The organism is Spirosoma pollinicola, from assembly GCF_002831565.1.
Lineage (GTDB): Bacteria > Bacteroidota > Bacteroidia > Cytophagales > Spirosomataceae > Spirosoma > Spirosoma pollinicola.
In genome coordinates this window covers 958,646-973,583 of record NZ_CP025096.1, presented here as the reverse complement: position 1 = coordinate 973,583, position 14,938 = coordinate 958,646, and the positions used below count along the sequence as shown (strand labels likewise).

Sequence of the window (14,938 nt, the reverse complement as noted above, 5' to 3'; positions counted from 1 at the left end):
AAATATAATGTTGCCATACCGGTTGATTGGTTTCGGGCAGGTTAACGCAAAATCAGAAATGGATTATACTGGCACGCCAGCTGTTTATTTTCGTGCGTTCTTTCAAATTTTCGACCATATTGCAGTACGAATGAAAAAGTTTTAAAACGATCAATAACGTTTCGTCTAATGCCCCTTCCATCCATTGCAAAACGATCGCCAGGTGTTCTTTACGGAATTTTAGTTGTCCTGCTGCTGGGCGCATTTGGTTTTGCCGGCACATTCGATAGTGTTCATTTTCAGCGGTATTTTATTATTGTTCAAGTGCTGGCGTTTGGGGTGGGGTGTCTGCACCTGTTGCTAGGCACGCGATTTGCCCCGGATTTTTTCGTGACCTTTGGCAGAGGAGCGGTCGCTACCGTGTTGATAATGCTGCTGGCAATGGGTGTTGCGCTGGTCATATACTGGCAAACGGGTTACCTGACCGAACGCTGGCCATTTGTAACAAGCCTGATACCATTCCTGATACCGTTTTTTGTTGGGAAGGCCTATCAGTTTTATCTGGAAATCCCCCCTGCCGATTACCGTAAGTGGTACTACCCGATCAATGGCGACATGCCCGATCTGGATTTACTCGATCTGTCGAAGATTCTGGTTATTCAATTCGAATTTCTGAAGACGCCCGCCGATTCGAATTTTACGAATTTTAAAGCCAAAGCACCCGTTTCGATGAGCTTGGGTGACCTGTTTTTAATATTTATTAACGACTACAACGAGCGAACCCCGGCCAGTCCAATCCAGTATACCGATGCGGCAGGCCGACCTTTTGGATGGGTATTTACCAAAAAAGCCACCTGGTGGCAGCGTCGCGTTTATCTAAATCCCGACTTCGATTTTAATCAGAATCAATTGATCGACAACGATACGATCATTGCCCGCCGGGTGGCTTAAAACTGTTAATTATATTGGCCGGTTTCAATGGTTTACCATTGAAACCGGCCAATACTTTTTTGCTACCAGACGCTCTCGTGTGTTGCGCTGCCAACAGTAATTTTTCGGGCCGAAATGTTCAAACTCAACGTCATAGCACTGCTGTTTGTCGAGTTGAAGCTCTCTGAATACCCTACGCAGTAACCATCTTCAAACTGCACTTCTTTGAAGGTCGAATCCTGATCGATCCGTTTGAACGTGATACTACCGTTCGTTTTTTTGTAGGGGTCAATCATCCAGCCCATCAATGCGTCCTCCTCGTGGGCCGCAATCTGAACAAAAATATTACCACCCTGAACGTTTGACGCTGGCCGCCCTTTTTCGTCGGTCGACTGCCCGAATGAGTAGTTGCAACTCATTACATCGTACTCCTGATCATCGATTTTTAATGATGCACTAAATGAAGACATGGCTGTTAGTAGTTAAAGTTAAATTTTGGATTTAATTCGTGTTTGCTGTGTTAATTCAGTTTAATCAAAGCGGCCTGTACTTCAACCATTGCATCGCCGTTCAGGGAGACCATTGCCCCCTTCAGTTTTAATGACGCATCGGCTTTTAGTTCAGCTGCAACATCCGCTTGAATCTTGACATTGGGAGCCTCTACTTCCACGCTTGAACTGCTCGTAAGTTTAGCTTTCGTTTGCCCTTTCAGGGTTAATTCGTTTCCAGCCTCCAGCGTAAGATCGGTCTGGGCTTTCAAATGAATAGTGTCACCAGCCAGCTCTATTTTTCCGGGCGTTTTCAGGCTAATTTTCCCATTTTCGGCAAACTCAAGTGTCAGTACAGTTTCACTGTAATTGACGTTGGAAATCTGGATCTGCTCCCCATTGGCGTCTTCCACAAAAAGAAGCTGGTTTCCGCTTTTCGTCTGAATCACCTTCCGATTATTATCCGAATAGGTGTAGTTTACTCCCGACTTTTTTGGGTATAAACTCCCGATCACAAACGGGTTTTCGGGCCGTGACGATTCGTAACCAACCATAACGTGCGCATCGCGTTCCGGCACAAATAAGGCTCCCTGTCCGGCACCGGTATAAGCTGAGCTTACGCGCAACCAGTCAGATTCTTTGTCCGAACCACCCCACATGAACTCTACCTTTACCCGTCCCAGCTTATCCGGGTCGTTATTGTCCGACACTTTTGCCAGTTCAGGTTGAGCAGCGGGTGCACGGTAATAGGTGTTGCGGGGCGGATATGCTGCCGATTCGGGGACGGCCCGAAAATGATTCTGGTAATTGCCGCTCCCGTCGACCTCATGGCTGATGTCGATCAAGCGATACTTGCCGAAGCTTTCTTTCGAGGACTTATCGCGCTTTAAGACCATTCCCTGCACGTCGATAATACCGCCCACCAGCAGATTAGGCACTTCGCCACTCCCGCTGAAAGTCAGCAAACCCGTCGCATTGACTGATTTCTTAGTTTTGACCAGTTCGTCCAGCTCACTCTGCCCGTAAACAGGCCATTCGGCTAGCTGCTGGCTAGCCTGCGCAAAAACATCCTCCGACTTCTGCAACGCGAAACTCCCGAACTGTCCCAGCCCGCTAACCGTCTGGCCCGACGACTGACTGGTATAATCACTCGGCTGGCGATAGTCGTGGGCTGTTAGGGTTTGCTGGGTTGGCTGCAAGCCAATGGATAGAGAAAACAATTGGATACCGTCCACCGAAAAGTCGACGGAGTTGCCCGAATCGGGTGGCCCCAGCCGTAGTTCGCGCCCATCATAATAAAACCATTCCCCATGTTCGGCCGTCAGGCGGTTGAGAAACTCAAAATTTGTTTCATTGTACTGAACTGCATAGGGTATGTCAGTGGTAGTTCGGGGCTTAAGCTGTCGACGCAACAGGTTACTCGGATAAGGGTCGAGAACAGCCTCGGCAATCCGTTGCAGCGAATGCTGAAGAAATGTCCGTCGTGTCCGACAGTCGTCCAGCACAATCGTCGGACTAAAGCCTTTGAGCAGAAACACGTTCGACAGGTCGGAGGTATTCATCAGCACAATTTCCGTTACGATGCCTTTAAAGGTGAAATTAAACGAGTCTTTATCCGAAGCCGGGCTAAACGAAAGGGTAATCGTTTTGCCGCAAACATCCTGATGAGCCTGGTGGAAAAAATGCTCCGACGAGTCTTCCAGCACCGAAAACGGCACCCCTATTTCGAAGGCGTGATGCGTATTCAGGTACTGGTGTATACGAAGGTGCGTGTAGTGTTTGAGTTCTTTTCCTCCTTCCAGTTCAATCTGAACCTTAACCTGTCGTGCCATAGTCGATTGGCGTTAACGCCATTGGTTATCATGCTTCGTACCCCCAATTTTCAGCACCGCCGGGCTGATACTCATTTCGATTTGATACGACTCGTTTCCCTGGTCGCTGCCCTCGGCCGGAGCTACCCGCTCTGCATAGTGTATGCAGTAGGCCTGTTCAAACGTCAACTCCTTAAACGTTGACTGCTCGTCGATGCGGAAAAACGTAATTTTGCCATCGAATTGCTTTTGGGCATCCACCGCCCAGTTCGGGAGGGTTTCATCGTCGCTCCCGGCCAGCCGAAGCTGAATCAGGTACGTCCGAACGCCTGAACTGGGTTTGCCACTTTCATCCGTTGCCTGATAGAGCCCATACGAGACTGTCAGTACCGGAAACGTTTTGCCATCAAGGCTCATTTCTGCGTTGAATGACGCCATTTTTTTTGCTTGCTAACCGGGTTCGATTTTGGTGAACAGAGGCTTAATCAGGGCCAGTTATTTTCAACATTCACTTGCCCGATCTTCAGCTTCTGGGCCGAAATCGTCAGAGTGGTGGTCATGGGCTGCCCGGATTGGGTGCCGTCGAACCGCTCAACGTAGTCGACGCAGAACGCATCCTCAAACTTCAGTTCTTTCAGTGTCGCGTCTTCGTCGATACGGAAATACCGAATGCTTCCTCCGAGGGTTTTGTGTGGATCGGCCATCCATTCACTGAGCGTGTCGTCTTCAGGAACATCCAGTTCCAGCTTGATCTTTCCACCCCGTGTGGCAGAGGAAGGCCGCCCGACGGCATCTATGGTCTGGGAAATGTCCAGCCATAGTTGCCGCACAGGGTAGGTGTTTCCATCGACTGTTAGTTCAGAACGAAAAGAGGTCATTTTACCAGGGGCGTAAGTTAGTTGTTGCAGCAAACCCCCAAGTACCGGAAATTGTCTGCCCACCAACACCCCCGCCCGGTCCAAAACCAAGTCCACCAATATTTTGGGAGTAGAAATACGCATCAGAGGACCCCTGGAGCGGTATAGCCGTGATACAGGTGACCCCATAATTTACGCCAAAGCCGCCAACGCCTAGTGAGGTTATCCGGCCCATTGCGCCATTCAGATCGTTACCACTGAACTCCCGCACACCACAAACCAGAAACGTGTTTGTCAAGCTGGTCCAGGGTGAAGAGACATCCCCGTAATCGGCAGGATTTATAACACCTGAAGCGTTGCCACCAATTCCTGCACCAATACCGCTAAATAGATATAGCCCTGACACACTGGCCGTTGCGCTGTAAAAGCAGCACAAATAAGTACCGGCAGCATAACCTGCGCCATACCCAACCTGCCCCAGTCCGCACACCTGCCAGTCGGTTGTTTTAGTGTTCCAGCCCATTTGGATTAGAAAGTTAAAATAAGGTCAAAGCACTGCTTACTGCTGGGCGTAATCCGATTTCCACTCTGCCGAGTCCGGATCATCGCCTTTTTGTCCGTCGAGTTTGATCAGAAACGATTTGGCCGGAAAATAGGGCACCATGTGGATGTCCAGAAAAATGCGGTCTTTCTGCTTCGGGTCCTGCTCGAATCGCATGATCTTGAACTTTTCGATGAGTTTGCCCGGCCCCGTAATGTTATCGAGGAAGCGCACGATCTGCTTCTGAATATCCATCCGCGTATTGACATTGAAGTTTTCAAACGCCCGGCGATTCAAAAAGTCGATCAGCACTTTGGTGATGTAGTCGAACACCCGAACAACTGAGTAGGTTTGCAGGCCAATGTTATCGCCGTTAAACAGGGTCTTGGCCGAAAATGGCATTACTTTTCCATATTCCGCCACCATCGGAATCAGGCCCAGCTTCTCCAGACTGGCGATTTCGCTCTTTTTCAGCGGAAACGTAACACCATCGACGTCATTGAGGGCACCGTATTTACGGCCCGCTGTCACCTGCGACATGAGGGTGTTATACACCTTGCCTGCCAGAGCACTTGACGCCGGTACGTGCAGGTCTTCTTCTTCGCCGACCTCCTGGTATTTCCCCCGCCCAACGAGCCAGTTACAAGCCATCATTACGTTGGACAGATAGGGGTCGCTGCCGGTCATGTTGGCGGCTTCAAACAGGTCGAGAACGTCGTCGGGAGCATCCAGGTGCTGAAAATCGGTTAGCATCATCACCTTGTGTTTATGGGCGACTCTTGCCCATTTGTCAACCACTTTTCGCGAACCTAAATAGCCGGGCAGTACCAGAATCGAGTAGTTTTCCCGCAAGTCGAGCCGGTCGAAAGTGCGGGCAAACTCTTCGGTGACGGCATCCAGAAACAACGTATTGTCGAGGTCGGTCAACTGGTCGGCTTCGGCATTCATAATACTGACGTTACGAACTTTGTCCTGTTCGGTATTGGCAAAAAAGTTGGCGACCGAGCGGTACGAGCGTTCGAGGTCGCGGGTGGCTTCGAAGGTGCGCCGTAGATTTTCATTGAGCAGCGTCTGTGCAGTTTCGGCTTTCGACTGGGCCTGTTCTGCCAGATCGGCCACCGAATCGGTACTCTTGAGCAGGTCGAGAATGAGTTGCAGGCGCTGCTGTAGCTGATCGCGTTCTGCCTGACGGGCAGTTTCGGTCAGAAAGATCTTTTTGCGGGCTTTCTTTTCTGGGTTAAGGTTCTGCGCACCTTCCAGCGTTGTTTCAACGATTCCAAAGCCGCCGTAGCGGGTTAGTTTGGCGCTGCTGGTTTCGAGCGAAATCGGCTGGGTAGTTTCGGCCGTTTTTTCGGCATTGACTGCGGGTTTTTCCTGAGCTTCCATGAATGTGTCTGTTAAAGAGGGTTAACCTAACTTTTTGCTTCTTCCAACTCCCGAATCATGGCCTCAATCGACGACATGTACGCAACCTTGGCTTCCGGATTTTCGAGTACCGTTTTCAGGATTTTATTTGACTTCAACTGCTTCACATATCGCTGAAGGTCTTCGAATGTCATGTTCAGTTCCTGTAGGTACGCGCTCTGGGCAATGACGCCTTTCCGCCCGAAATCGCTCAATGCCTGAAAGCGAAGGGTTTCGCTTATCGAAGAGCCATCTTCGGTATCAAATTCCACTTCCTGCTGCGGCTGAAAGTGCTGAAACACATCACTGACTGTTTTCAGCCCTTCCACAATTTCCGGGCGCAGGGCTGGGTCAGCGGTCAGTTTTTCGATAAGCAGGGTTCTGTTCTGGGGGATGTCAACGATACTTTCGTTCACGTCGAGCTTACGCTCCTGTCCGCCGATTCCGTAGTCAAACATGATTCATTAAACGTTTAAAATTAATACAGGTAAATTCGTGTTGCGGGGTGGGAAATGGGATTTCCGCTCAGGACTGCCAACAGCCCTGTGTACGTTCTGGCTACCTATTGCTGAACGGTCGTTGCTCCGCCGGGCAGTACATTAGCCCGGACAATGTTGGTCCATACTGGAAAACGCTGACCCGCGTACGGGAAGGAAAACGTTACGCTGTCGCTACAAAAAATAGTGCCTCCCCCGTGTTTGAGTACAGATGCGCCTACGGCTTGAAGAAACGTTGCTCCCGCTGTTCCTTCTCCTACATTGCAGCCCCAAAATTCGACTTGTGCTCCGTAGATGAGGTATTCTTCACAGACCGTATGGAGCATGCCAATATTCTTATGATTAAACCCTCCGCCAGGAAAATGAACATAGCCAGGTGCTCCGTGCGTGAGAAAAATCAAATGGCTGATGGACATATCCTGTCGTCCGATTTTATCAATAGCGGGTCCCACCTGATTGGCATTGGCAATGGCCTCCGCTCGGGTATCGGGATTCGTCCGGGCGCAATGCTTGGCCCAGAAACTGTAATCAGCGCAGTATTCAGCGGCATATCCAGCTTGCCGTTCCATGTTATCCTGCCAATCGTATAGATATAATTTTACGGCCATGCGTTCTAGTAATTTAGTTTATTAGCCCCCCACCAAAACAGTAGGGCATCCGGCAACGATACTGCCTCCGTGAACCGTCATGTCGCCCATGCGGGCGGCCGGTTTACCGCCAATTAGTACCGTTGCCGAACCCTGCACGATTACGTCGGGCGGGCCAACGCAGACGCACATATCCCCGACGGTAGCGGCTGGTTGTCCGCCAATGAGCACGGTGGGCATACCCGGCCCGACAATAGGCCCGCCCACGTGCGGAATAGGAACGACGGCCGGGGTTTGCATGGGGCAAACGTGCATATCCAGTAAGCGGGCTGCGGGTTGTGGCATGGTCTTGCAGGGGTTTAAGGGTTATTGTTTGTAATAGGCGATCATCCGTACGTTGGCCGCCAGCATTTTGGAAATAGCGGTAATCACATCCGTTGTGGCAATGGCGCGATCTTTGTTTCCCCAGGGGTTGTTCATCCAGCACATGCCGCCGTTGATGCTTGAGTCGATACCCGTAATAACGACGGCATGAGTAGCCGACGGATTCGTGATGGGTGCCCATCCGGGACCATACGGAAAGCCTGTGCAGTAGTGGGTAAGAATAAACGGACCGCAGGTTTTCAGGCTGCTTTCTATTTCGGAGGCCGTTGAATTGATACCTACGGAATTGAAATTGCACCGATCAAGCCGAGCATAGAAATCATCCCAACCGTTCGTTGGATTGCTGATCGACGAATTGCTGGGGTCATAACCCTGAGCAAAATGACCCACTCCGAGGGAGTAGCCCAACCGTTCGCTGGACACCATAGCCATGCAGGTTATCCAGCAAATCGGATTTTGCATCTGCGTAACCAGGGGAACATCATAAACAACACGACCCATAATTGTAAGTGTTTGTAAGTGAGTTTTTTAACTGTTTTCAGGCTACTCAGTTATGGGCCTGTTGGCCATATGCCCCCAAATCACACCTGCTGGTCCGCGAACAGCATCATCTATAGGTACAGGTTGGTTGCTTCCCGAAGCCGATGGGGTAGGGGTGAACTCCCAGTTGTTGTCCCAATAGGGAATAATCTGCGGGCCGTTTGTCTGGCCGATAAACTTTACGGTGTTGTCATACCGATTTTCACGAACCAGATGTCGTTTAAGCGTCCTCTCCCAAGGCTCGGCATGTCGGTTGGCAAAGTGATAGCCTATACCCATCGTATCTGCCTTCTGGTCAACCGTTACTCCATAGGCCCAATCCTCATTCGACTCTCCATTAACATGATCGAACCCAAGAATATGTCCAAACTCATGAAGGACAAGGATTTGCCCAAATTCGACCTGGTGTTGCTGCTTCCCCACTTTTGTGGCTTTTAACCTCCAGTAAAACTGGAGGTCTTCGTGCGTAATGATGCCTAAACCATAATACCAGCTGGCGTATGACTGGAAGTTGCTCTGCTGGATATCGGGATGAAAGTGGATACAGCGAAACTTAAAATGAGGGTTCTGATCCGCGAAATCCACGACCTGAATAGCTATGCTGCACTTTATCGGCGCAGGTATTGGTGCACTGCCCGCGCGGGGCGTGTACCAGGGTTTATTAGGTATGAGCACAAACCGGTCGCCCCAATTGCGCTCGATAACGCTCTTGAAGTCCCGCTTGTAGGTTTCCCATTCCAGATCGGCCCACGATTCCAGCTTAATCGTTCGATGACCATCCAGATATCGCAAAAAACCATCGCCATTCATATAGGTACCGGGGTCCATAAAATGGCTGGTTGGCTCAATCCGGATCAGGCGTACCCTAAACTGAAGGGTCAGCTCAAACCGATTGTCCTCTATCGGGAACAGCAGTGAATCCCACCGGCTACTGCGTTGCGAAAAAAGAATATTCATTGATTTTTCTGATTTAGAATACAGCTACCTACTGGTCTCGAATGTGAAGTACCAACCGGGACGGTCGGTACTTCACATTCACACCTTTATTGACTGGACATTGTCGACATGTTCTGATCTTGCGTACTGTACTGCGGGGATGGTGATTTGCCCCCGCACATAGGGTCGCCGTCGGGCTGGATACGGCAGCCATTATTTTCCCAGCCATCATTTTCATAGACCATGCTTCCATAAAAACCAGTAGCAATCCCACCAGCAATTCCTGCCTCAACGCCACCAATATCCAGCCAGTAAGGCTCATGGTTTATGTTGTGAAACGTCAGATAAGTAATTCCACCGCCCACTCCGATCGACAATTCGGCTCCGGAGATGTTAACAAGTCTTCCTCCGAAGTCCTGAGCCCACATCGGGGTTGGAGTTGTGAAAAAGGAGGGGGAAAATGTTGATACAGTAGCACCGGCAGGTATTCCTCCTCCTAAACTTGCGCCTAATAAGCCAAGCGAAAAATACAGTTGGGAATCAACATCAAATAGTGTTAAAGCGATATAACCGGCACCGACACTTCCTTTACCTTTTCCTAATGAGGCACTTGGTGAAATCGCCCAGTTAGACGATGGTTTTGTTTGCTTTGCCATGGTTTTGTTTTTTTTTTGACTAATCAGTTGGCTGACTAATCGCGCATTCAAGTTGTGGGGTCAGCCTAGTTGTACACGCTGTGCAGGCTTCCATTTCGTTGATTGGTTATTGTTCAAATCGTTCGAGAATTGTGCCGCCGGGTGCGAAAAACACGCTGCGAACGTCACCCCATAAATGGACAACATGCCCATTGAACGGGTTAGATGACCCACCTGAGGTCCAACCCGTTACCTGTCCGCCGTTTAGCTTCAGAAAGACGGTGCCAAACGCTTCCAGAAACCGCCAGCCGTTCGCGCCTTCGGCCACGTTGCAGCCGTTGAAGAGAATGCGGGCACTGCTGGCAAACAGTCGCTCGTAACCCCGATCACCGAACCATGAATTCACGAAGGTGTGGTCAATTACATCGACGCCAATCCCAATTTTCCCCGGTCCCCCGTGCGTTTCTATCAGTAGCTGCTCGACACTGGTATTTGTTCTTAACAGGTCGTCGAGCGCCTGCCGCATCTCGTTGACATTGATTACCGGTTTCTTGATCCGGTCTTCGCTGCGGGCATTGGCACCGCTGGCAACCGAATTGTCGATACCGAACCGCGTGGAGGGTGTATTGTCATATAGGTGTACCATTGCCATGACTGTCAGGCTGGTTGTAGTTGTACCTCCTGATTCTGACACGTCCACGTCAAGGTCTGTTCGTCGGTCAGGTCTACCGTTACCACAGACCCCTTGCCCACGTCGCCCGCCACGATCATCCGGGAAATTGGCCGCCGGAGCTGGTTTCGAATCACACCTTTCAGTTGTCTGGCACCATACTGGGGTGTGAATCCTGAGAGGGCCAAATGCCGACGAGCTTCGGGAGTGAGGTCGAGGGTAATTCCCTGTTTGTGTAGCTGATCGGTGAGGCCGCGCAGATGCAGCTCAAAAATGCGCACGGCATTCTCCTCCGAAATGGGCGCAAACGGCACAATCTCCGTCAGTCGGGCCAAGAATTCGGGCCGGAAGTGGCGACTCATCGACTCCATCAATTCGGCTGTGGTTGGAACCTGCCCCTCGCCAAATCGCTCGATAACCAACTGACTGCCAATGTTAGAGGTGAATAGCACCACGGCATCCGAAAAGTCGCCTTCTTTGCCCAGACGGTCGTGCAGACGACCTTCATCGAGAATTTGCAGGAAGATGTCGAATACCGACGGATGGGCTTTTTCGATCTCATCAAAGAGCACGACCGAGTACGGTTTTTCGCGGATTTTATTAACCAGCAGACCCCCTTCTTCGTAGCCTATGTAGCCCGGAGGGGCACCATAGAGCAAAGCCGCCGAGTGCTCTTCTTTAAACTCCGACATGTCGAACCGAATCAGAAACGACTCATCGTTGAACAGAAAATCGGCTAGAGATTTGGCCAGTTCCGTTTTTCCGGTTCCGGTTGGGCCGAGCAGGAAGAACGATCCAATTGGCTGTCCCGCCTTTGTCAGCCCGGAGCGGGCTTCCAGGATGGCGTCGGCAACGGCCTTCACGGCATGATCCTGGCCAATGACACGGTGCTTCAGAATTTCATTCATTGCCAGTAGTTTATCACGCTCCTGGCTCTGGATTTTTCCCAGCGGAATCCCCGTTTTGTGTGAGATGACGGCGGCTACATCGTGTCGATCTACGCTGGTTTTGGCCGTTGCGTTCAGGGCTGTCAGACGAGTCAGCGTTTGCCCAATATGGTCGGTCAGGGCCAGTGTCGAAACGAACGGATCGGTTATGGGTTCGTCTTCTGTCGCTGTATCTGCGGCCAGATTGGCCAGTAGAATCGGGCTGATTTTATTTTCCAGTTCCTGATGCAGATAGCGCAGGTCGCGCAGGCTATCCACACCGTTTGCATTGGCGGTTAACTGGTCAAGCTGTAGCGTCAATTGAGCGACCTCGGCGGGCGTTCGTTCGCTGATCATCCGCACCGCCGATAATGTACGGTCGAGCAGGTCGATAGCGGCATCGGGTAACCGGCGGTTGCGGCTATATCGTTTGGCCAGTATAACGGCTTCGGAAACGGCATCGGGGCCAACACTAAGCTGGTGGTGTTTCTCGTAAAAAGGCACCAGCCGCTGAATCATCCGAATGGCGGTCTCTACGTCCGGCTCCTCTACGCGTAATACATCGAACCGACGGCTGAAGGCTTCGTCTGTTTCAACGTATTTACGGTATTCATCCAGCGTCGTTGCGCCAATAACGGTCAGATTCCCCTTTGCCAGTTCGGGCTTTAGGAGGTTGGCAACGCCGGTACCGAGTGGACCCCGGCTATCTAAAAGCTGGTGAATTTCGTCAATGAACAGAATGATTTTAGCATCCTGTTTTAGCTCTTTTAAAATGCTTTTCAGCCGATCTTCGACCTCACCTTTGTAGGATGCCCCGGCAACCAGCGCTCCCAAATCCAGCTCCAGCAGACGAGCGTTTTTCAGGTGGTCAGGCACTTGTCCGGCCACAATATTGAGCGCAAAGCCATCGGCCAAGGCTGTTTTGCCAACGCCCGGTTCACCCACAAGAATGACGTTCGGCTTTGTTCGGCGCCCCAGCGTTTCGGTCATCATCCGCACCTCCCGGTCGCGGCCCAGAATGGGGTCCAGTCGTCCTTCGGCAGCCATCGACGTTTTGTCAACGCAATAGCGCAGCAACGCCTGTCCCTGTGCGGCTGTCGGGCTGGTCGTTCGCTGGCCGTTCTCTTTAAAGTCGGGCGCAACGGCTGTTTCCAGATCGGTATCCGCCAGCGCTGCCTGCATCAGTTCGGTTTGGGTGAGGGGTAAACTCCGCAGTTGCTCGGCACTGAACGCGACGTCGGGTTTGAGCAGACCAATCAGCACACAAACGAGGTCAGTTTGGGACTTGCCCAGTTGCATGGCTACCAGGTCGGCAAGTTCCATTGCCTTTTTTACCTGCTCGTTGCCCGGTGGATTTGGCGACAACCGGCTGGATTTCGGGCTGGCTTCCAGCCGCACCTCGGCCCACTCGCGCAGATAGGGGACATCCTGCCCGATCACTGCCAGCCATGAGGCCATTCCAACCTCGTTGTGCAACAGGCCCATGAGCAGGTGCGCCGGGGTAAATAGTTCATTCTGATATTCTTTGGAGAGTGACTGGGCAATCTGAATTGCCCGTTTAACGTCTTCAGTGTAGGCCATCGGAATCAGGGATTAAAAAATTTAGTCAGAGCCTAAACGGCGCAGTTTGTCATTGATCGAAGCCATGCGTTGTTTGGCATCCGGACGGGAATTTTTTTCGAGTGTTTCCACCGCAAATTCGTAGAGCGGTCGTCGCCAGAGGGGCGGTTTATTGGTGGCATCGGCTTTTTTCTCGCAACGCTCAACGATATCCATCTCCACATCGGCCCGCGAAACGCCGGAAACCGTGGGTGCCGTAGCGGGGGCTGCGGGAACACTACCAGCCGCTTTTAGCTGATCCTGAAGCTGGGTTATGCGTGCCTGAGCAGTGGTTAACTTGGTTGAGCACTCCTGATACTGTGGCAAATAGGTTGGCCCTCCGCCACCCCCTCCCGATGGGGCTGGAGCAGCTGCCGGTGCTGTTGCCGTTTTAGCGGCCAGTATCTTAAGCATTTCATTTTCCTGGCGGGCCTGTGTGAGTGCCGCCGTCAGCTTGTCGGCTTGGCTGGCGTCAATGCCTTCTTTTTCAAGGAGTTCGCGCAGGTAGCTTATACTGTTGCGGTAGGTTAATACGGCATCGTAGGCGTCGATAATATCGTGCGATAGTTTTTTGTTGATGGGTTGCAACTGGCTGGTGTCCGCTTTAAAGCCATTTACTTGCTGCTGAAGTCCACTTTCCAAACCGGAGAGTTGTGTTTTCAGGCTTCCTTTTTCAATGTCAGTTGCTTTTAGATAAGCTTGATCGGTGGTTTGCAGGGTTTTAAGATTCGCCGTCACACCCGTCATAGGCCGCATCAATTTCTGGGTTTGCTCGGTCAGGGTTTCGTTGAGCCGGGCATTTTCCTGCTTCAGCACATAGTTGGGCGCACTGAATAAGAAGTAAACAGCCAGTAGGGGCAGACTGAGCGATAGGCAATAAACGCCTAGAAATCGGCTCACGGCCTGTTGTCGTTCGGGTTTGTTAAGCGGTTCCATGCGTAAATTGATCGGTTTAAAGAGGTGATTACAGGGTTTCAGCCATTTTGTTAACCCAATGGACTCCAGCGCGAACGTGGTTTATCGGGGGGCGTTTCTTTTACCTCATGTTCAATGATAAATACGTTCTGACCCTTGCGCTTGCCAATGAAATCGAGCTGGGCCAGTTTGTAAAAAACGTTCGACAACGTCCGGTAGAACGTGTCCAGTTCAGCTAGTAAGGTGGCCAGTTCGGTGTGTTCGTATGGAAGTTGCAGGGTCGTATTTAGCTGGGCTTCCAGCGCCCCCGGTGTCAAGTCAGCCCACTCGCTGATGTAACCAATGAACTCTTCCCGTTCGCGACCGCTAAGCATGGTCATCACTACCCGAATGGCCTGAATGGGTCTTAGTAAAGCCTCCGCCATTTGTATGGGAGGTTCGTAGGGAATGATCCAGCTGTAGCGCGTACTAATGTCGCCCAGGATAAACGCCATCCGTTCGGCCATGAGGAGTGTACTGCTCTGGAGCGAATTTTTCAGGTCTCTTTCCTTTGTTCGCTGTAAAATTTTGTAGGCGTTTGTCTCCAGCGATTCCAGGTGCTTGCCGAACTGCTGATGCCATTGCTGAAGCCTGGGCAGGCTATGAATTGATGTACAGGCGGGCAGGTAATCAGGATCGGTCTGCACCTCACCGTTGCCGTATCGAACCCGACCCACAATCAGCTGGTAGCTGAGTTCACCCGGACGTATCTGAACCGATGGTACCACATCGAGCCGGTAGTCGGGGCGGGAGTGGGGGTGGCGTGGGGGCGTTTCGGTCAGGATGGGTTCGCCGGATGGTATCCGGGTGAACGGGTTGACCGTCAGCACAACGTCAAACGTTTGCGGTTTGCCGGTTTGCAGCCCATACGTTTCGGCCAGAGCCGAAAACGAGGTTGTACAGGTCAGCGAATCGGTGCCGGTGTTAACCTCTATACGGGCTCCATGTGGGCTAATGGCCCGGCAACTCCGTAACTGCACCCGAATCTGCTGGTTAAAGTCGCATTGAATTTGCAGGTCGAGTGCATTTTCAGCGGGGAGGATTCCATACCGAAACCGCGACAGGCCGAGTGCATTACTATCCCGAAGTTGGTCATGCATAAAGTTTTCCCACTCGGTAAAGTGCCGCCGGGCGATTTTCATGCCATCAATCCAGTTGACAGGCGGATAGGTGAGCTGAGGTATATTCATGGTTGCTGAG

The 14,938-nt window shown here is 51.4% G+C and carries 17 protein-coding genes; 1 reads left to right on the top strand and 16 read right to left on the bottom strand.

What is annotated here, in order from left to right:
• Positions 1–168 precede the first annotated feature (168 nt).
• Positions 169–930, top strand: a complete 762-nt coding sequence (locus CWM47_RS04250) for a TssN family type VI secretion system protein (protein WP_100986536.1) — start codon at positions 169–171, stop codon at positions 928–930.
• Between the two features lie 62 nt (positions 931–992).
• Here the strand turns inward: CWM47_RS04250 and tssD (CWM47_RS04245) are convergent, their stop codons facing one another.
• The 16 genes from tssD (CWM47_RS04245) to CWM47_RS04170 form a co-directional block, all read right to left on the bottom strand.
• On the bottom strand, positions 993–1,379 hold the full coding sequence (gene tssD, locus CWM47_RS04245; protein WP_100986534.1) for a type VI secretion system tube protein TssD: 387 nt from the start codon (positions 1,377–1,379) through the stop codon (positions 993–995).
• A gap of 50 nt (positions 1,380–1,429) precedes the next feature.
• Entirely contained in the window at positions 1,430–3,229 is a 1,800-nt protein-coding gene (locus tag CWM47_RS04240; protein WP_100986532.1) for a type VI secretion system Vgr family protein, read from the bottom strand.
• A gap of 12 nt (positions 3,230–3,241) precedes the next feature.
• The gene (tssD, locus tag CWM47_RS04235) at positions 3,242–3,646 is read right to left on the bottom strand and encodes a type VI secretion system tube protein TssD (protein WP_100986530.1); all 405 of its coding nucleotides are present in this window, start codon (positions 3,644–3,646) and stop codon (positions 3,242–3,244) included.
• Positions 3,647–3,693: 47 nt separating this feature from the next.
• Complete coding sequence (tssD, locus tag CWM47_RS04230) at positions 3,694–4,086, bottom strand: type VI secretion system tube protein TssD (RefSeq protein WP_100986528.1); 393 nt, start codon at positions 4,084–4,086, stop codon at positions 3,694–3,696.
• Position 4,087: 1 nt separating this feature from the next.
• Positions 4,088–4,588 (bottom strand): hypothetical protein, encoded by a 501-nt coding sequence (locus CWM47_RS04225; RefSeq protein WP_100986526.1) that lies wholly within the window; start codon positions 4,586–4,588, stop codon positions 4,088–4,090.
• A 36-nt stretch (positions 4,589–4,624) separates the two neighbouring features.
• The gene (locus CWM47_RS04220) at positions 4,625–5,992 is read right to left on the bottom strand and encodes a DUF5458 family protein (protein ID WP_100986524.1); all 1,368 of its coding nucleotides are present in this window, start codon (positions 5,990–5,992) and stop codon (positions 4,625–4,627) included.
• A 26-nt stretch (positions 5,993–6,018) separates the two neighbouring features.
• A complete protein-coding gene (locus CWM47_RS04215) occupies positions 6,019–6,468 on the bottom strand; it encodes a hypothetical protein (protein WP_100986522.1) in 450 nt (149 codons plus the stop codon).
• A gap of 104 nt (positions 6,469–6,572) precedes the next feature.
• Entirely contained in the window at positions 6,573–7,115 is a 543-nt protein-coding gene (locus CWM47_RS04210; protein WP_100986520.1) for a DUF4347 domain-containing protein, read from the bottom strand.
• A 21-nt stretch (positions 7,116–7,136) separates the two neighbouring features.
• A complete protein-coding gene (locus CWM47_RS04205; RefSeq protein WP_100986518.1) occupies positions 7,137–7,439 on the bottom strand; it encodes a PAAR domain-containing protein in 303 nt (100 codons plus the stop codon).
• 21 nt (positions 7,440–7,460) lie between these two features.
• Positions 7,461–7,979 (bottom strand): papain-like cysteine protease family protein, encoded by a 519-nt coding sequence (locus tag CWM47_RS04200; protein ID WP_100986517.1) that lies wholly within the window; start codon positions 7,977–7,979, stop codon positions 7,461–7,463.
• Between the two features lie 42 nt (positions 7,980–8,021).
• Positions 8,022–8,975, bottom strand: a complete 954-nt coding sequence (locus CWM47_RS04195; RefSeq protein WP_100986516.1) for a hypothetical protein — start codon at positions 8,973–8,975, stop codon at positions 8,022–8,024.
• A gap of 86 nt (positions 8,976–9,061) precedes the next feature.
• Complete coding sequence (locus tag CWM47_RS04190) at positions 9,062–9,610, bottom strand: hypothetical protein (RefSeq protein ID WP_100993723.1); 549 nt, start codon at positions 9,608–9,610, stop codon at positions 9,062–9,064.
• A 106-nt stretch (positions 9,611–9,716) separates the two neighbouring features.
• The gene (locus CWM47_RS04185) at positions 9,717–10,241 is read right to left on the bottom strand and encodes a DUF4347 domain-containing protein (protein WP_100986515.1); all 525 of its coding nucleotides are present in this window, start codon (positions 10,239–10,241) and stop codon (positions 9,717–9,719) included.
• Between the two features lie 5 nt (positions 10,242–10,246).
• Positions 10,247–12,766 (bottom strand): ATP-dependent Clp protease ATP-binding subunit, encoded by a 2,520-nt coding sequence (locus CWM47_RS04180; RefSeq protein ID WP_100986514.1) that lies wholly within the window; start codon positions 12,764–12,766, stop codon positions 10,247–10,249.
• Between the two features lie 21 nt (positions 12,767–12,787).
• On the bottom strand, positions 12,788–13,720 hold the full coding sequence (locus CWM47_RS04175) for a hypothetical protein (RefSeq protein ID WP_100986513.1): 933 nt from the start codon (positions 13,718–13,720) through the stop codon (positions 12,788–12,790).
• Between the two features lie 50 nt (positions 13,721–13,770).
• Positions 13,771–14,928 carry a hypothetical protein gene (locus CWM47_RS04170; RefSeq protein ID WP_100993722.1) on the bottom strand — a complete coding sequence of 386 codons (1,158 nt, stop codon included), beginning with the start codon at positions 14,926–14,928 and terminating at the stop codon, positions 13,771–13,773.
• Positions 14,929–14,938: the final 10 nt, after the last annotated feature.